Consider the following 16,886-nt stretch of genomic DNA (forward strand, 5'->3'; position numbering starts at 1 on the left):
ATATGAAAAAAGTAATTGATAAAACCGTTAATCTCAACTTGGTTGGCGTTAACGGAAACGCCTTTATGATTATGGGTGTATTTAGAAAACAAGCTAAAAAAGAAGGCTGGACACCAGAAGAAATAGAGGATGTTATGGCTGAGGCTAAAAGCGGTGATTATTATCATCTCTTAGCTACGATTGAAAATCATTGTGAACCTTTAAATGAAGAAGAATGAAATTAAGAAATTATAAACGAATTCTATTCTTCCTCAATAGACTTGAATCTTTTTTAGAGTCAGAGAAAGAAGCGAAAACATCTGTTGAATTAACGAGCTATTATACGGATAGTGAATTACGAGAAATCATTCATTGGTTATATCGTGACGTGTGGAGCAAAAACGCCCTAGGATTTATGGAGCGTCCACAATTGCTTGAGTTAATCAATAGCAATTATGGCATCTTACTTTGGACTATTCATAGTTTAGAAAAATCTATGACAGACACACCAAATATCACTCAAAGTGATGTTGATACATTCTTTCAAAGAACTCAAAATGAACTTCATTATTTGGCTTCAAAGCCTGTTGAAGAATGGGATGAGTATGATACTTCTAACTATAGAAGCCTCTTAGTGAAAACAGGCACTACTAAAAAAGTCTTTGCCATTTTCACAAGTGACGTACTCGCAGAAGATGTTTATGCAGTCACAACCAAACCTTCTTACTTCTTTGATACAAAAGCGGAAGCTGAAGAAGAAATTGACAATATCCTTATTGAAGGGAAATTTACCCGAGACGAACTCGTGGTGCATAGCCTTTGGCTATTAACGTAAAACTAAATATTAATTTAAAATTCAATACTATGAATGCAACTATCGTAGATGTTTTAATAGAAAACATCAGAACAGACCAAGGACTTCTTGAGCAAACAGAAGCGCAAATTGAAACTGCAAAAGAAAGCAAACGACAGGTCGTAGACCGTCTCAAAGATTATAGACGTGATGTTACTGTATTGCTTAAATATGCAGATGATGAACAACGTAAACGAATTGAAGAACTTGGATTCGACTTTTCGGAGTCGGAGAGAGGTCTCAATCCTGTAGCTTCCCTTGTTCTTGATATTGTTATGAAGGCCGAGGATAATCAGCTGACTAATGCTGAACTATACGAAGCCTATGTAAAAACCTTTAAAAAGAAAGAGGATGCCTTCAATTATACAGAATTCAACATTAAATGTCGTTCCCTGTTTAATACGCAACGTTTACTTCGTAAAAAAGGTACAGATCCAAAATCTTCACGTGATGATATCATTTCTTTAAACGGACGTGTATTGTCAAAAGAAGATGATAAGTCGGCTCCAAAACAAACGGACGTAAAAAAGGCAAGTCAAACAGATAAAAAGCCAGCTAATGCAAAAGGATAATTATTTAGATCTTTTTGATAAAGAGCAAAAGGCTGTGGATCATTGCTTATGGCTCAATTTCAAGTATCGCATTGCAGGTATACGATTTGGAGTCATTAATGGTCCTGATAATAATTTTGCAGTTTGTGAAGAAGCAACAGCTCAAGAAATGGAAATGAATTTTTTGGATATTCTTCCAAAAAATCATTCTCAATTATCTTATAGGCAACTAGATGTTATTAGACAAGATAAAGAACCACTTCCCTTTTGGGAATCCATTATCGGAATGATATCTGGTATTGATGGCGAAATTTTACGTTTTATCTTGGAACAAAAGATTCCTATTGATAAAATAATTCGCCATGAATTGGCACTTCGAGGATTTGATAAAAATCATCGCTGGTGCGGATTTGATAGGTCTCGTGAAATTTGGTTAGAATGAGAAGCTTGCACCAAGTCCGAATCATAACCAAGCAAGACCATGAATATTATTTAAAGGATTTTGGCGAAGAGCCTAAAAGTTTTCAATGTTATGTAAACTTAGAATTAGGTTTGTTGTACGACGAAAAGCACACTATAATTTCTGTTACTTTTCTTAAAAAGAAAACTGTGATTATTGTGTATGCTATGAAAATTGAATAACATAAAACACTCATTGATTTGAGTGTTTTTAAATATGCAACACAACTAGCTTAGTTAGTTTTACCTTTTAGCTTATTTCAAATTATGATAAAGTCATATTATGGAAAATAAAGATAACATTGAAAAAATGGCTAAAATGTTAATTCTATTGAGCAAATCACAAACGAAGGAACTAATTGATAATTATTTCAAACTTGAGAGTGATTTTCGATCAGATCCAAGTTACAATCCTGAAATTCATCTTAAAAGTTTATTGAAATTCAAAAGTGATTATAAAAAAAATAAACAATTCTATTTTAATAAAATATCTATTGAATTTTTAATTTATTTCATGCCAATTTTTTTTAGTCTAGAAATAAGTGATTCTATTTTATCTAATAACCCAAAAAATATTAAGATATTTTATAGATACATCCTTGATAATTTTAATTTTGAATATAATACCTCGATAGATAGAGATCAATTAAAGACATTATTGGCTGAAAAAATGGATGAATACTTAGCCCTGGGGGACATTATTCATGGCAAAAACAAATTAATAATGAATATACACGAAGCAGTTTCGATTAGCCTATTTCCACTAGTAGCTATTATAGAGGGGTATGGTAATTTCACCTTGATTATTCTTGATATGTTGGAGAAATTGTACAAAGAATGTTTACCCTCTAACTAATTTGAAATTATTTTAAAAAACACTCAATAGTTTGGGTGTTTTTAAGCGCAAATAATAGTACTTAAGTATCTAATGCAACAGAAATATCAGATAGCTTTTTACAGTCATCTAAGCTTATAATTTCTTTAATCTTATCAATTATCGATTTATTCTTTGATAGTCCAAATGAAGGGTATTCAGTAATGTTAAATTTACTTATAAATGATTTCTTTGGAGTAAACCATATCTTTTTCACTGGAATAGATAAAAAACCAAGTTTAAGAATAGCAACTTCAGAATCTGTAATAGAGATAAGTATTTTTTCTCCTGATTCTAGATTTAGCTGTGAAAACAATTCTCTATCATTTTTGACATAATATTTCATATATTATAATTATATCTAATGCAAAAAAGTTATCAATTACTTTTTAAATGCTGAATTAGATATTCCCATAATAATCACAAAAACTACTATTGCCCAAAATATGCCAAACTGATCATTGACCCAAGAAGATATAAAAAAGGCGATTACTAATTCTAAAACTAATGCTATCATGTGGATATGTTAACACAAAAAAAGCCAATATTTAAATATTGCCAGTTACCTTCATCATTAGTAGAAAATAACCTACATCCCAGCCCTTTACAGGTTGTTCGCTTTCTATTTTTGAATTAATCTCTTCAAAATCAAATGATGTATTTTCATTAAGAGTTTTTAAGATTTCAGACTTATCTGTTTCGGTAAGTTTTAATTCAATAATTTTTTCTGCTGAATTTATTAAATACTTATGACTTGTATTTATTTGTGATTCAAATCCACTCAAGCCAGGATTTATTCTAGAAATTTCATCATAAACTACTAGTGCTTTTCTTGTTGATTCAACTGTTTCCCTTATTATCTTATTTTCATCATTTTCCCATTTATTTAGCTTAATATTGTTCATGGCAGCCACCTTTCCTAATTCCAAAAATATTTCATCAGTGGAATTGCTGTTCTCTGATATATTTTTTGTTTGTATCTTCATATTACTTAGAATTTCCAAATAGTCATTAATAAAATAAATATTTGTTCCGTAACTATAAAGTTCTAATTCAGGATTAATATCAACTCTTGGTACATTTTTTTCTTGAGTAATATTTAAGTACGCAAAAGAAAAGTATACTAATATTAAAACTATGACCCCTAAAATAAAATTACTTAATTTCATATTATGAACACATTATAATATGGAATTAAAAGTGTTACAAGTTCATTAATTTAATTAAATGAATAAACTTTTATCTCTTTTGATACGTTCTTGATGTCCTTAGTTTTGGATTTGGTCTAACATGACTGTAATATTACTGTAAATAACGATAAATCTCGACCATCGCAAAAGTATCCAACTCACAATACTCAAGCAAATTTTTTCTAACTTCTGCTTTGTCTTCAATATAATCATTATCTAAAACTAGTCGTCCCCAAATATCTAAAGCCATGGTTCCATTTTGAACTTCTAAGGAGTCATAGCTTAATTCAGGTAATAACACTGGCAATACCTTTTTAATAGAGGTTGACCCATGGAATCGATAATCAACATAATCAGTTTTAAATATGTCTTCAAGGTCAAACATATTACTATTCATGTAGGTTAAATAGTCTTCGCATTGTGGAAGCATTGTTATCATGTCTCTGTTTCTGCTCATTTCAAAACTAGCATGCCATGAAATAAAAGTACCTGATTTCCCTGTTGAAGATTCCATAAACTCATTAAGTTTATTTGGTAGCTCTAGTTCATTGGCTAAAAATTCAAAGTGCTGTATCGAGCCGTCTGTTTGCATCGTGTGAATAGATACCTGAAATGGAATATGTTGATGTGGTCTAACACCATCAATTCTAGGAATTGCGCTGGCATAGGTTTCGTAATCAATGAAATGAAGTGGAAATTCTAATGTTAAAAGTTTATTTTGAATTTCCTTGTGATCTATAATAGGTTGATTTTGCCTCACTGATTCAACCTGTAATTGCTGTTTGTCATTGAACGTATAATCGCTAGGAATATCCGAAATAGCTAAAATATCTTGATCGATGAGTTCCATCACTTTTTTGGCTGAAATTCTTCCAATCTCGTAAATACTATAATCTGGAATATCAGGGTTAAAATACTTGAAACTGTCACAATGATTTGATCGTGTGTCTTCTCGACAAGTACAGGTATTTAAGCTAATGGTTTCTTTGTTGATGAAGGTTACTGCACCATTAATTTGATTTACAACACTAGAGTAGAGGTCATTAATTTGCTCTGTAACATCTTCTATCTCTAAGAGCTGATGTGGATTTATATCGCCTTGTCTAACATAGTCTTTGTTCAGATGAATTATAGACACTTGAGAAACATTATAACCATTCTCGATCATGGCATGTTTTTGAAAACAAGCATCTTTGAGATGGTTATGTTTTTTGTCCTTTTTAACACTGGTAGATGACTTAACTTCATAAATATGCCAAGTATCATCCTGCTTTTTCTCAAGGATATCAATACGAGCAAAAATGCCTTTTTGGGTTTCAAAAGTAGCTTGAAAAAATTGTGTTTTTCCTTTTTCTATCTCTTGTTTGGTTAACTCTGCTGAACCAAAATCAGGAAGCTTTACAGCACTTGGAAAGAGTTTCTGTGCGTATTCTTCGACTTCATAACCTTCTTTAATCAATTTCTCCAAAAACAAAGAAAACTCACCTTTCGGGAAGTCTTCAGGTTTGTTTTTCAAAAGCCATAATGATTTAGGGCAATTGAGATATTGAATAAAGTCTGTTTTGGTTAGTTGGTGCATTTTACTTGTTATATTTCTTAAAATTCTCTGCCTGCTCAAAAATTTCTTTATAAACTTCATCCCTATCTACTGGTGGATAATCGTTTTCTGCTAAAAGAATTATTAAATCTACTTTCAGTTCTGCCTTTAAATCACTTCGTTTACTCCAGTCGGTATATTTTGCTTTGTCATCTACTACTTGCTTCACTTCTTTAGCAAGGTGCAAAAGTTTTTCTTCTGGATATTCAAAATCATACTTTACGGCTAGTGCTTTTAAAATATCGTAGAATGCTTTTTCTTCAAAATCAATTCCAAGATCTTTGAAGGAATCTTTCTCTTTTTTGAGCTCGTAGAACAAGTCAATAATTTCATCGGTAAAATCCTCTAAAACCTCACTTCGCAAAACATCACTTTCTTTGCGTTCGTTGTACTTTTCTACTAAAGATTGCATCTTTTTAGAAAAATCAATTCCCTTAATTTTGTTTACTTTTTTCAGTTCTCCAATAGCTTTTGCAAGTAACTGTTGCAGTAATTTAATTTTGGTATTTGGTAGCTTAATTTTTTCAATCTTAGCTAGATAATCTTCATCAAAAATGTCTATTTCAGTTTGAGATTCATCACCCATTTTAAAAATTTCTTCTACACCATCGCTTTGCAGTGCCTCAGTTATCATATTACGAACCTTAGCATTCATTTGAGCAGTATCTGGTGCGTTTCCTTTTGTTAATTTGAAGACAATTGAACGAATGGCTAAATAAAAATGAATATGGTCTCTTTCATTATCAGTAAAGGCATCACTACCTGCACATATATCATAAGCTGCTTTTAGACGCTTTACCAAATCCATAAAACGACGTTCTAACTCCTGGGTAAGTTGTACAAATTCAGCTCCCTTATTGAGAGTTTGTAATTGAGTTATTGGATTACCTTTAAAATAACCAGAACTGTCAAACTTATAAAAGATTTTTTGTAATAAGTTTATATGGTCTTTGACTACTATTATTGATTTTTCAACCTCTTCAATGTCCTGTCCATCGACTTTTCCAAATTCCGCTAAGGCTAGGTTCATCTGTTTTTTAATACCAATATAGTCAACAACAAGCCCTTTATTTTTTCCTGCAAATTTTCTGTTTACGCGAGAGATGGTTTGAATAAGGTTATGTCGCTTAATAGGTTTGTCAATGTAAATAGTATCTAAAAATGGAACATCAAATCCTGTGAGCCACATATCAACGACAATAGCAATTTTAAAGTTGGATTTCGCATTCTTAAATTGCCTATCTAATTCTTTTCGATATTCCTTTGTTCCTAACATATCGTACAACTCTTTAGGATCATCTTTTCCGCGCGTCATTATCAGTTTAATCCGCTCAATAGGTTTTACTTCCTTCTTTTCTTTATCGGTAAGCTGACTTCCCTCTTCGTGTGTTTTTATTTCAGCCCATTCTGGTTTTAAGGCAATAATTTCTTTATAAAGGTCATAAGCTATATGTCGGCTACTTGCCACAAACATGGCTTTTCCCTTAACAGTAGCACCTTCATCAACACGATTTTGATAATGATTTACAAAATCTTTAGCAACTGCTTTTATGCGGTCTGGATCGCCAATAATGACATTCATATTGGTCGTAGCCTTTTTACTTTCTTCTATCTGATATTCATTGGCACCTTCTTCTGCACATTGGTCATAGTAAGCTTCAATTTCATTTAATTTTTCATTTTGAAGTAGCACCTTGGCTGCTCTTCCTTCATAAACTAATCGTACCGTAATTTCGTCTTTTACAGATTCGTTCATGGTATAACTGTCTACGATTTCTCCAAAGACATCCAAGGTAGAATCTATCGGTGTCCCTGTGAATCCAACATAGGTAGCGTTTGGTAAAGAATCGTGAAGGTATTTTGCAAAGCCGTACGTTTTAGTTACACCATTTTCTGTTACGGTCACTTTTTGATCTAAGTTAGTTTGGCTTCGATGTGCTTCATCTGAAATACAAATAACATTTGTTCGGTCAGTAAGTAGTTCTGTATCTTCTGTAAACTTATGGATGGTGGTTAAAAACACACCACCACTTTGTCTGCCTTGTATTTCTTTGCGTAGATGTTCTCTGCTCTCTACGCTTATAATATTATTATCTCCTATGTAGCCTTTGGCATTAGTAAATTGCCCAGATAATTGATCGTCTAAATCAGTTCTATCGGTAATAAGCACTATAGTTGGACTACTAAAATGCACGCTCTTCATTAAAAGACGTGTTAAAAATAGCATGGTAAAACTTTTACCACATCCTGTTGCACCAAAATAAGTACCACCCTTTCCGTCGCCAAGTGGTTTTTGATGTGCTTTTATATTTTCATATAATTTTGTTGCCGCATAGTATTGTGGGTAGCGACAAACAATTTTTTCATCTTTTTTTGAAGCATCTGGAATGTAAATAAAATTACGAATAATACCTCTGAGGTCATCATGATTAAACATTCCATGAACAAGGGTGTACATCGCATCTATACCATCTACATCCTTATTAAGGCCAGATACCCTGCGCCAAGCGTAAAAGAACTCATAAGGCGCAAAAAATGACCCAGCTTTAGTATTGACGCCGTCACTAATCACGCAAAAGGCATTGTATTTAAATAGTTCAGGTATATCGCGTTTGTAACGAGTAGTTAATTGTACATAGGCCTCATGAATAGAAGTTTCTTCTCTTATAGCAGTCTTGAACTCAAAAACTACTAACGGTAATCCGTTTATGTATAAAATACCGTCTGGAATTCTTTTTTCGTATCCAACAATTTCTAATTGATTAACGAATTTATAGCTATTTTGATTTCTTTCTGAAAAATCGATGAGGTAAATCCAAATGTCTTTTTGACTTCGATCTTCTCGCTTAAATGAAAATCCATCTGCCACCAATTTCATTATAGACTTATTGCTTTCATATAAATCTGAAGCCGAGTAGGTTTTAAGTCGTCTTACAATCTGATCTGCTTCAGCGATTGTTAGATTATCACTTTTATATTGAGATAGTAAAAATGATTTTAAATCATCTTCAATAAGAACCTCCTGAATATCCCGAGAAATTGTTGCACCATTAATATGCGGAATGTCTTCCGCTTTGAGTAATTCTATAAATGCTTTTTCTAGTTGATATTCTGTAAATTTCATAGTCTTTCTGATTACTCGATAATCGAGATTTAAATACCTCTTGGCTATCTCAAAATTCTAAATTTTATTTTTTTAGATATCTTCTGTGACTGCACAAAAGATGGTCTATTTTAGTTTATCAGGATTTTTTAAATTTTTCTTGTCCTCGCTTTTTAACTTTCGTTCTACTTTGGCAATATCTTCTTCAGGCGGAAGATTTTCAGGCACAATACCACGAGATAATAAGGTTTTACGAACTGTTTTATTGTTTGTGATATGCTCTCGCGAAATAGCATCTTCAGTTTTCATTTGTTTATCCTTGGCGTTGAAGATTGTAATTTCAGTAGCAAAATCTTTTGCTTTTAATAGAATGGTAGGCATATAATCTGCCAATGGTTTGTTTTTAATATCCCACTTATTTTTCATTTGTTGGGTACTTCTCCCAAATAATGCCATATCACCTTTACTTCTTATAAGCGCAAAGTTTTTGTTGCCGCCTGTTTGTTCAAAAATTACTTGAGAGAGTTCTTTTTCTGTTTGCTTTAGCTTGTTTCTTGCTTGGATACGCTCAAATTCTGTCATTTTTTGAGCTATTAATTCTGCTTTACGTGTTTGTGTAGCAAAATAACGTTGTGCAAATGCAATGGTTTCTTTTCTTGGGTCTCCGTTTTGTGCTATTAAATAACAAGCAAAACGTGTGAGCATAATGTCTGCAATTTCTTTTTCGGCACCAGAACCAATTGTGACCATTTTCCCGACGTCGGCAAAATGGTCTGAGATGTTTTGACCAGAAACTTCGCAAGCTGTTTTTGCTTTAGAAATTACATTCTGAAAATTATCCCACTTTGTATAATCCAATAAGTGTTGTACATCTCTAGCCAACCAAAACTCTACACCTTGGTCTGTAGTATGTGCATGTGCCTCAAAATTATTAGTGAGTGTATGTATAATTTCGGTTTTCATAATGTTGTTTATTTATACTAATAGGCGTTACGCTATTATCGTCTATTAAAATTCTCTAATTCCCATTGCGCCAAACTCAAATTGTTTTGCTTTGCCAAAACCCTAGCATCGTTAATTATTTGCATATAGATGTTTATATCATCTAATTGAGTCCAATTAATTAACGGTTGTTTATATATTTTTTGTTGAATAATTCTATCTATAGGAAAATGAGGTGGCTCTGGCAACAACCCTAAACACCAGTAGTATTTTAAAGCTAGATTGAGCAGTTTTTGGCTAATACCAACATTAATTGGTGCCTTGGGTACGTCTTTAAAGGATGCTGTATAATTTGAAATACTAATAATATTCTCCAAATGATCTTCATCTGAAACATACTGTTTATACTCTTTTAAAACAATTTGCTCGATATAGCCCTTAAGCATGTTTCTAAAATAGGTACGCTCTTTTTCTTTAGTATTTGCTTTATAAATACCGCTGTGCTGAAACGCACCACCAAAAGTGAGTAACCAAATTTCTTCTATGAGGAAGTTTTGTTTATTTATTGCTTTCAAATTTATTTTGTTAAACTATAGGTTAATTATATCTCTTATATATTTAATTATAGGAACACTTAAAATCTCTTTCCTATCTAAATTAGGTTGTAGCTTATTTTTCCAATACAAATTAGCATTATAAGGTTTCCCATCTGAAACATTATAATCATCAGGATATCTTAAGTCTTCATTTACGTTTACATCTTGATGAGCAGGTTCAAAAGTTGTTCTATGTAGTAAAAATAATCCTGTTTCATAATTTTCTTTTATATAATCAGAGCTAAATTGAGTGTAGATAGTTTTTTGAATACCAGAATCAAAAATTGGTAATCCATTTTCATCATTTCCATTTTGTACAGAAGCATCTGTATCACAGATAACATGATATTTTATTGAAAATTTTGAAAATACTTTTTGATAAAAAGGAATATTATTAACAGTACCACAATTAACAATAAACAAATCCTTATTAGGATTAGTCTCAGTCAAGTAACCTCTTAAAATAATTTCTTCTGTAGGCCCTTCTACTAAAACGACTTCATCTGCATAAAACGACTCACAAATAAAAGGGTTAAACCTTAAAACTTCATTCATTTCTTGTTTTAATTCATCTTTGGTTTGAACCTTTTTTGATTGCTTTAAAAATTCATCATTTATTTGATAAAGCCTTGTTTCAGAATTGCTCTTAACCATCCTTACTAAGGATGATTTTTCTTTTGTGATATCAATCATTTGTGGAGAATGTGAAGCACAAATAATTTGATAAGGAGATTCTGTTTCGCTTACTTTGTAAATCAAAGACCTTAACTGTTTCATTAGTTTTGGATGAAGAAAAAGTTCTGGTTCTTCAAATAAAACAATATAATCTTTTCTATTTTCAACTCTTTCAAACTCTTCAGCAATATCCTTCATTAAGAGCAAGGAAAAGATTGCTGAACGGACAGCACCATGCCCTATTTTGTCATAATTAGTAGGAATAGATTCGTCTTTTTCTCCATTTTCATTATTCTTTTCAAAATGAATTGAAAAACTTTTACCTATCGAATTTTCTGTCCATTTAATTTTATCTTTTTCTTCAAGTTCAATTTTTGTATTTGGAAACAGTTCTTGAAAATTTTTATTAACCTCTTCTTTATATGAAGAAATTGATTCTGGATTGTATATCTTATCTTGAAGTTCTTGAATTTTTTCTTGTGCTTCTTTTAATTCTTGCCTTTCTTTATCTTCTAGCTTTAGTTTTGCCTTTTGCTTTAAAATTTCATTAATAATTAGTTCAACTTCAGATTCAGTTGGCATTGCCTTGATGAAAATAGGAGTTGGTAATGCAGCTTGAAAAACACTGTCAAGCCCAATGCCTCCATAATTTTTTTTCTCCCACTTTTCATTTTCAAAATCCCAAGTTAAATTTTCAGTTTTTTCAAAAGTTATCTTTTTACCTGCTTTTGGTTTAATTACTTTTCTTATTCTAAGTAAATTATCTTCATTCAGCCATTTTTTTAATCCTTCTTTCTTATTTTTTATAGCTTCTTTTTTAAAATCAAATTCATCTAATTGTAGTACAAGTTCAAATTCTATTTGATTTTCTGGGTCAATCCTAAAAATATCCTCAGGTGTTACACTTATGTTTTTGTAAAAAAAATCATAAGCTTTTAAAAAGCTAGATTTTCCAACATTATTTTGCCCGATTAGAAAAATAGTATTCGAATCTTTAAATTCAATAGTATTATTTTCTATTCCTCCTGATATTCCTCTAAAATTGTTTACTCCAAACGATATTATTCTCATAATTTGTTTCTTAATTAATCATTTCTTTTTCAACCTCAACCTTGGTCATTTTTGCAAGTATTATAGATTCAAATTCATTTAATAACTCTATTTCTTGTTTTCTTTTAATTGTTTCTTTTTTTATAGAATTGAATTGAGATTCGAATAAATTTAATAAAGAAAATTTCGGCACAAGAATTTTTAAAACAGATAAATCTGGTTTTGTAAGTTGCTTTTGAACAGACCCTGAACTGTTGAAATCAAAGTTTTCTATATACTTAAAAATATAGCTTGTATGATTTTCATTTTTTGGTGTTAATACAATTAATCTTACTATTGGAACAAACGGCTCATTTCTTAATACGGTATAACCTATAGTTCCTCTTGCGGAAATAGTAATACTATTTTTTAAAATTTTAGCTACATTAGTGAAGCCATAAAGCCCTTCTTCAGTAACACCATTAGAGAATATTGGCACATGACATTCTTTGGTTTTAAACCCTGAAAAAACTCTTGGTTTATCTCCACCAGCACTAATTTCTGCTACATCTGAAAATGTCTTTACTTCCCACCCAACAGGAATCTCCTTGTCCAACTCCTCATTATAAACCATTTCACCATCTGATGATTTATAAGGTTTGCCTTCTTTATTTGGGAACTCAAAATCCACAAACCAATATTTGTATAAGGCTTGAGCGGTTTTCTCTAGTTTTTGGTTGAGTTGCTCATTCAGTTTTATACGATTTATAACAATGTTGTATTCTTTTACAATTTCGTTTTGTTTTTCTATAGATGGGATTGGTAATTCAATTTCACAAAAAGAATCCCAACCTAATTTTCCTCTAACATCTGTATCAGTATAAAACCAACAATTTCTATCAAACTCAGAACGAGAAAACCACATCATTAAATATTCAGGGTTTAATTTATTCGTATCTATAATTTCAAAAACATCATAAGCAGGAGAAACAATAATATTTTTATCAAATTTTGAAACTGCTATTGGTAACCGATAATCTCTACCGACGTGCATTCTATTACAAGCAAACTGTTGTGGTTTTACAACTTTGTATCTTGTTAAATCTGTACCAACAACATTTGCAACAGAAGGCATAAAGAACTTATCTATATTAATACCTTTTAGTTCTGAAACTTTACCATCCTTATTTTTAATATTAACTCTCTTAATAAATTCAGATAAAGGTTTAAAGTTTACTCTGTTTTTATAACTCATAACCTAAGTCTTTAAAAACAGCTAATAAGTCTTCTTTCGATTCTGCTTCTTGTTTTAATAAATCAGCGATATCAGTTTGTAACGCTTTCATTTTGTCATCAAAATTGATGTTTTCATCTCTGTTAACAAATTCTATGTATTTACTTGGTACTAATGAGTAGTCTTTAGAATTTACTTCATCTTTTTTTGCACTGTAACAGAATTCAGGTACATCTTCATAGTCAGAATCTTTTTGTTGCCAGTTGTGGTAAGTTTTAGATATTTGTTCTATCTGGTCTGGTGAGAATTGAATAAATTTTTTCTCAAAAGGTTCACCAATTTCTCTTAAATCCATAAATAGGATTTCATCCTCTCTGTTTCTGTAATTGCGCGTGGCGTCAGGAAGTTTGACTACACGTTCTTTTTTGTTGTTATTTAAAATCCAAAGCGTTACAGAAATACCAGTAGTATAAAACATGTTTTGAGGCAAAATAACAATAGCTTCTACAAGGTTATTTTCAATGAGTTTCTTTCTGATTTTATATTCTTCACCACCACCAGAAAGTGCACCATTTGCCAAGATAAATCCAGCTACACCATTTTGTGAGAGTTTAGATGCCATGTTTAAAATCCACCCATAATTAGCGTTGCTTTTTGGTGGTACGTCATAACCTTTCCAACGTGGGTCGTCTAAAAGCTCATTATCGGCTCTCCAATCCTTTTGGTTAAATGGCGGATTAGCCATAATAAAGTCAGCTTTTAAATCTTTATGCTGGTCTTTGGCAAAAGTATCCGCAGGCACATCTCCTAAATTTGCTGCGATACCTCTTATTGCCAAGTTCATTTTAGCTAGTTTATAGGTAGTAGAAGTGTACTCTTGTCCGTAAATAGAAATGGCTTTTTTGTCGCCATTATGCGCTTCAATAAACTTGATAGATTGTACAAACATACCACCAGAACCACATGCAGGATCATAGATAATGCCCTTGTAAGGTTCTATCATTTCAGCAATGAGATTTACAATACTTTTAGGTGTATAGAATTCTCCTTTCCCTTTTCCTTCAGCAAGTGCAAACTTGCTTAAAAAATATTCGTAAACACGCCCTACAATATCTTGTTCTTTGTCTTTAAGCGTATCTATATTGTTGATGGTGTCGAGTAGTGCGGCTAACTTACTCACGTCCATATTTAAACGTGAGAAATAGTTATCTGGTAAGGCGCCTTTTAGAGCTGGATTATTTTTTTCTACAGTATGAAGTGAAGTATCTATTTTTAGAGCAATATCATCTTGTTTGGCATTCTCTATAATGTAGCTCCATCTTGATTCTTTAGGTAAGAAAAAGACATTCTTCATATTGTAGAATTCTTTCATCTCAAGGTATTTGTCCTTTCCTTCAGTGATTAATTCTTGTTTGCGTTCTTCAAATTTATCACTCGCAAATTTTAAGAAAATTAGACTTAGTACCACATGTTTGTATTCCGAGGATTCTACTGTTCCACGAAGTTTATTTGCTGAATCCCAAAGTGTTTCTTCAATAGATTTTTGTTTTTTGGTTGTTGTTTTTTTTGCCATATAGAGATGCGATTACACGCTTATATTTATTTTACATTGTTTTACTAATTGCCCAAACAGTACTGTCTCAAAAGTCCTCTTTTTTAGAGCTATAATTCGTTATAAATTAGGGAGTAATTTAGATTCCTAAAGATAGGAAAATATCCAATTTTAACAAATTCTTAGTTCTTAAGTTTTGAATTAGGGAAAAGAATATTTTGAACGACTACTATCGCTCTAAATCAAGATCACGTTTTTTAGATTTCAAACTTTTCAAATCATCTAACTCTTGCGTTCTTGATTTTACTTTTTGTTTCTTAAACTCACGCTCTCCATCCTTGAGTCCTTGAATATAATCATTGGAAGAAGTGGTGTTTAAAATGTTCTCTAAAAGCTCTGGTTTGTGCTCTTTCAAAAGATAACCATCGTTGAAACCTTTAATATATTTTTCCATATTCATTAGAACGATGATTTAGAATGTGATTTTAAGTAATCCAAGATAGAGTCATAATCATAGAGAATGATTTTCTTTTGTGGCTGAGAAAAAGTAATCTGCCCCTCGTCTCTTAGTTTTTGAAGTGTCGTTTTACTTTTAATATTGAGAACCTCCATAGCACGTTCAGGTGATATCCACTTGTCGTGTGTGATATTTTGCTTTTCTTTTAAGCGTTCTACAACATCTTCGATGAGCTTATAAAAGGCTTCATCTTGTAAACAAATTACTTCCATGTGTTAAAGATAAAAAATTCTGTTAATTGATAACGGCATCAAGTGCATCATCTGCATCCTTATTTATGAAGTTGGCTTGATATCCAATTGTTGTTTTTAAATCCGTGTGGCGGTAGAGCTTTTGTAACATCAAAGGATTAATCTTATCTCCAGCAATGTTACCAAAGGTGTGCCTTGCAATGTGGTTTGATAGGTTCTTGTCAATCTCGCATTGTGATGCGATACGCTTTAAGTATTTATTAAAAAGACTGGTGGCGTTTCGTGCTTTTACAAAAACATCCTCTGGGTCTTTTTGATTTGCTTTCTTGAGAAACGGAAAAACAAAATCACTTTTCGATTGCTTATCGTTCTTGTAATGGTCAATGATAGTTTGAGCTTTGTCTGGAATTTTAAGGCTTACTGTTTTATCATTTTTATTCATGACGTACATAAGTCTTTCATCAACAAAATCTGACCATCGCATCATAAGAACATCTGAAATTCGTATCCCTGCAAAATAGTAGGAGAAGAGCCAAACGTTTCTTGTGTGCCAAATAGTACTGTCTATTTCGGCTTCAAGGTTTTCTATTTTAGTAACCTCTTCTTTGGTTAATCCAATTTTGAGACTGCTTTTAATTCTAATTTTTTCTTTGTCTCCTGCAAAGGGATAGAACTTTTCATTAGCTATTCCCTCTTTGATAGCATTGTTGTAGAGTGTTCGGATAAAAATTAATTGATTAGTAAGTGTTCGTTCTTTATGATTGAGGTAGGTACTACAAAACGATTTAAACTTATTAATAAAGGCCATATCTACATCTGAAAAATAGAGTGTCTCATCTTTTTCAAAACTCTTTATTCCTAACATGATTGAGGTCTTCGGGTTCATGCCCTTTTTGTGACGAGACTTTCTGCGCTCCTTTATGCCATCTATGATACTTTGTTTTGAACCAGTTTCGCTGAGGTTCATAAATTCTTTAATGTTATATAGGATTGAAAGTTCAGATCGAGCAACTGAAAATGTACCCTTATCATATTTATCTTTTACTCGCTGAGCACCGTGCTGAAAGAACGATACATTCTTACCTTTTCGTTTTACTTTCTTCTGTATTTGTTTTGTTGAAACCATCTCATTATTTGAAGTGGCTTCAAGCAGTGTGTCGTCGGCTTCGGCGAGTTTCTTTAAAAGATAGTTATTGAGCCTTGCGGAGTTGGGATGCGATTTTTTTACTTTACATAATATGGGATCCCAATCTTTCTCTAAGATATACTTTCCTGTAAATATATATCGCGGTTTACGGTCTTTTGTAATACGGAGCGCAATAGGATATTTATCATCTTTCTTTTTGTAGTGTTTCCAAAGGAGTATCTTTACTGTTGCCATATTTATAGTGGTTTTGGAACTATAAATATACGCAAAGGTTTTGAATTGTTGTAAAACATTTGTAAAACATTTAGTGGTTTTACATGGTTTTAAGTGGTTTTTTGAAATAGTTAGTTTACTGATGATTAGCTAAATAAATACATTTAGAACCATATAAAACCAT

At 31.8% G+C, this 16,886-nt stretch carries 18 protein-coding genes; 6 read left to right on the forward strand and 12 right to left on the reverse strand.

What is annotated here, in order from left to right:
* Positions 1-2 precede the first annotated feature (2 nt).
* The 6 genes from EV195_RS08465 to EV195_RS08490 all read left to right on the forward strand — a co-directional run bounded on the left by EV195_RS08465 (position 3) and on the right by EV195_RS08490 (position 2,698).
* Positions 3-218 carry a hypothetical protein gene (locus tag EV195_RS08465; RefSeq protein ID WP_132794515.1) on the forward strand — a complete coding sequence of 72 codons (216 nt, stop codon included), beginning with the start codon at positions 3-5 and terminating at the stop codon, positions 216-218.
* Entirely contained in the window at positions 215-814 is a 600-nt protein-coding gene (locus tag EV195_RS08470; protein ID WP_132794516.1) for a hypothetical protein, read from the forward strand. The genes EV195_RS08465 and EV195_RS08470 overlap by 4 nt, the downstream gene beginning before the upstream one ends.
* 29 nt (positions 815-843) lie before the next feature.
* Positions 844-1,404, forward strand: a complete 561-nt coding sequence (locus EV195_RS08475) for a hypothetical protein (RefSeq protein WP_132794517.1) — start codon at positions 844-846, stop codon at positions 1,402-1,404.
* On the forward strand, positions 1,391-1,825 hold the full coding sequence (locus tag EV195_RS08480; RefSeq protein WP_132794518.1) for a hypothetical protein: 435 nt from the start codon (positions 1,391-1,393) through the stop codon (positions 1,823-1,825). The genes EV195_RS08475 and EV195_RS08480 overlap by 14 nt, the downstream gene beginning before the upstream one ends.
* A complete protein-coding gene (locus EV195_RS08485; protein WP_132794519.1) occupies positions 1,822-2,025 on the forward strand; it encodes a hypothetical protein in 204 nt (67 codons plus the stop codon). Before EV195_RS08480 ends, EV195_RS08485 begins: the two co-directional genes overlap by 4 nt.
* Before the next feature lie 100 nt (positions 2,026-2,125).
* Positions 2,126-2,698, forward strand: a complete 573-nt coding sequence (locus tag EV195_RS08490) for a hypothetical protein (RefSeq protein ID WP_132794520.1) — start codon at positions 2,126-2,128, stop codon at positions 2,696-2,698.
* A 61-nt stretch (positions 2,699-2,759) separates the two neighbouring features.
* Here EV195_RS08490 and EV195_RS08495 read toward each other — a convergent pair whose 3' ends face one another.
* The 12 genes from EV195_RS08495 to EV195_RS08550 all read right to left on the reverse strand — a co-directional run bounded on the left by EV195_RS08495 (position 2,760) and on the right by EV195_RS08550 (position 16,723).
* Entirely contained in the window at positions 2,760-3,062 is a 303-nt protein-coding gene (locus EV195_RS08495; RefSeq protein WP_132794521.1) for a hypothetical protein, read from the reverse strand.
* A 202-nt stretch (positions 3,063-3,264) separates the two neighbouring features.
* Positions 3,265-3,885 (reverse strand): hypothetical protein, encoded by a 621-nt coding sequence (locus tag EV195_RS08500; protein WP_132794522.1) that lies wholly within the window; start codon positions 3,883-3,885, stop codon positions 3,265-3,267.
* Positions 3,886-4,018: 133 nt separating this feature from the next.
* Positions 4,019-5,485, reverse strand: coding sequence for a DUF2779 domain-containing protein (locus tag EV195_RS08505; RefSeq protein ID WP_165915704.1), 1,467 nt, complete (start codon positions 5,483-5,485; stop codon positions 4,019-4,021).
* 1 nt (position 5,486) lies between these two features.
* The gene (locus EV195_RS08510; RefSeq protein ID WP_132794524.1) at positions 5,487-8,627 is read right to left on the reverse strand and encodes a type I restriction endonuclease subunit R; all 3,141 of its coding nucleotides are present in this window, start codon (positions 8,625-8,627) and stop codon (positions 5,487-5,489) included.
* Between the two features lie 105 nt (positions 8,628-8,732).
* On the reverse strand, positions 8,733-9,569 hold the full coding sequence (gene dinD / locus EV195_RS08515; RefSeq protein ID WP_132794525.1) for a DNA damage-inducible protein D: 837 nt from the start codon (positions 9,567-9,569) through the stop codon (positions 8,733-8,735).
* A 35-nt stretch (positions 9,570-9,604) separates the two neighbouring features.
* A complete protein-coding gene (locus tag EV195_RS08520; protein WP_132794526.1) occupies positions 9,605-10,123 on the reverse strand; it encodes a hypothetical protein in 519 nt (172 codons plus the stop codon).
* Between the two features lie 15 nt (positions 10,124-10,138).
* The gene (locus EV195_RS08525) at positions 10,139-11,890 is read right to left on the reverse strand and encodes an ATP-dependent nuclease (protein ID WP_132794527.1); all 1,752 of its coding nucleotides are present in this window, start codon (positions 11,888-11,890) and stop codon (positions 10,139-10,141) included.
* Between the two features lie 10 nt (positions 11,891-11,900).
* Entirely contained in the window at positions 11,901-13,103 is a 1,203-nt protein-coding gene (locus tag EV195_RS08530) for a restriction endonuclease subunit S (protein ID WP_132794528.1), read from the reverse strand.
* A complete protein-coding gene (locus tag EV195_RS08535; RefSeq protein ID WP_132794529.1) occupies positions 13,093-14,655 on the reverse strand; it encodes a type I restriction-modification system subunit M in 1,563 nt (520 codons plus the stop codon). Before EV195_RS08535 ends, EV195_RS08530 begins: the two co-directional genes overlap by 11 nt.
* A gap of 208 nt (positions 14,656-14,863) precedes the next feature.
* On the reverse strand, positions 14,864-15,094 hold the full coding sequence (locus EV195_RS08540; protein WP_132794530.1) for a hypothetical protein: 231 nt from the start codon (positions 15,092-15,094) through the stop codon (positions 14,864-14,866).
* Complete coding sequence (locus tag EV195_RS08545; protein ID WP_132794531.1) at positions 15,094-15,363, reverse strand: helix-turn-helix domain-containing protein; 270 nt, start codon at positions 15,361-15,363, stop codon at positions 15,094-15,096. The genes EV195_RS08540 and EV195_RS08545 overlap by 1 nt, the downstream gene beginning before the upstream one ends.
* Positions 15,364-15,385: 22 nt before the next feature.
* Positions 15,386-16,723, reverse strand: a complete 1,338-nt coding sequence (locus EV195_RS08550; protein WP_132794532.1) for a tyrosine-type recombinase/integrase — start codon at positions 16,721-16,723, stop codon at positions 15,386-15,388.
* Positions 16,724-16,886: the final 163 nt, after the last annotated feature.

The sequence above is a fragment of the Tenacibaculum skagerrakense genome, from assembly GCF_004345825.1.
GTDB classification, from domain to species: Bacteria; Bacteroidota; Bacteroidia; order Flavobacteriales; family Flavobacteriaceae; genus Polaribacter; species Polaribacter skagerrakensis.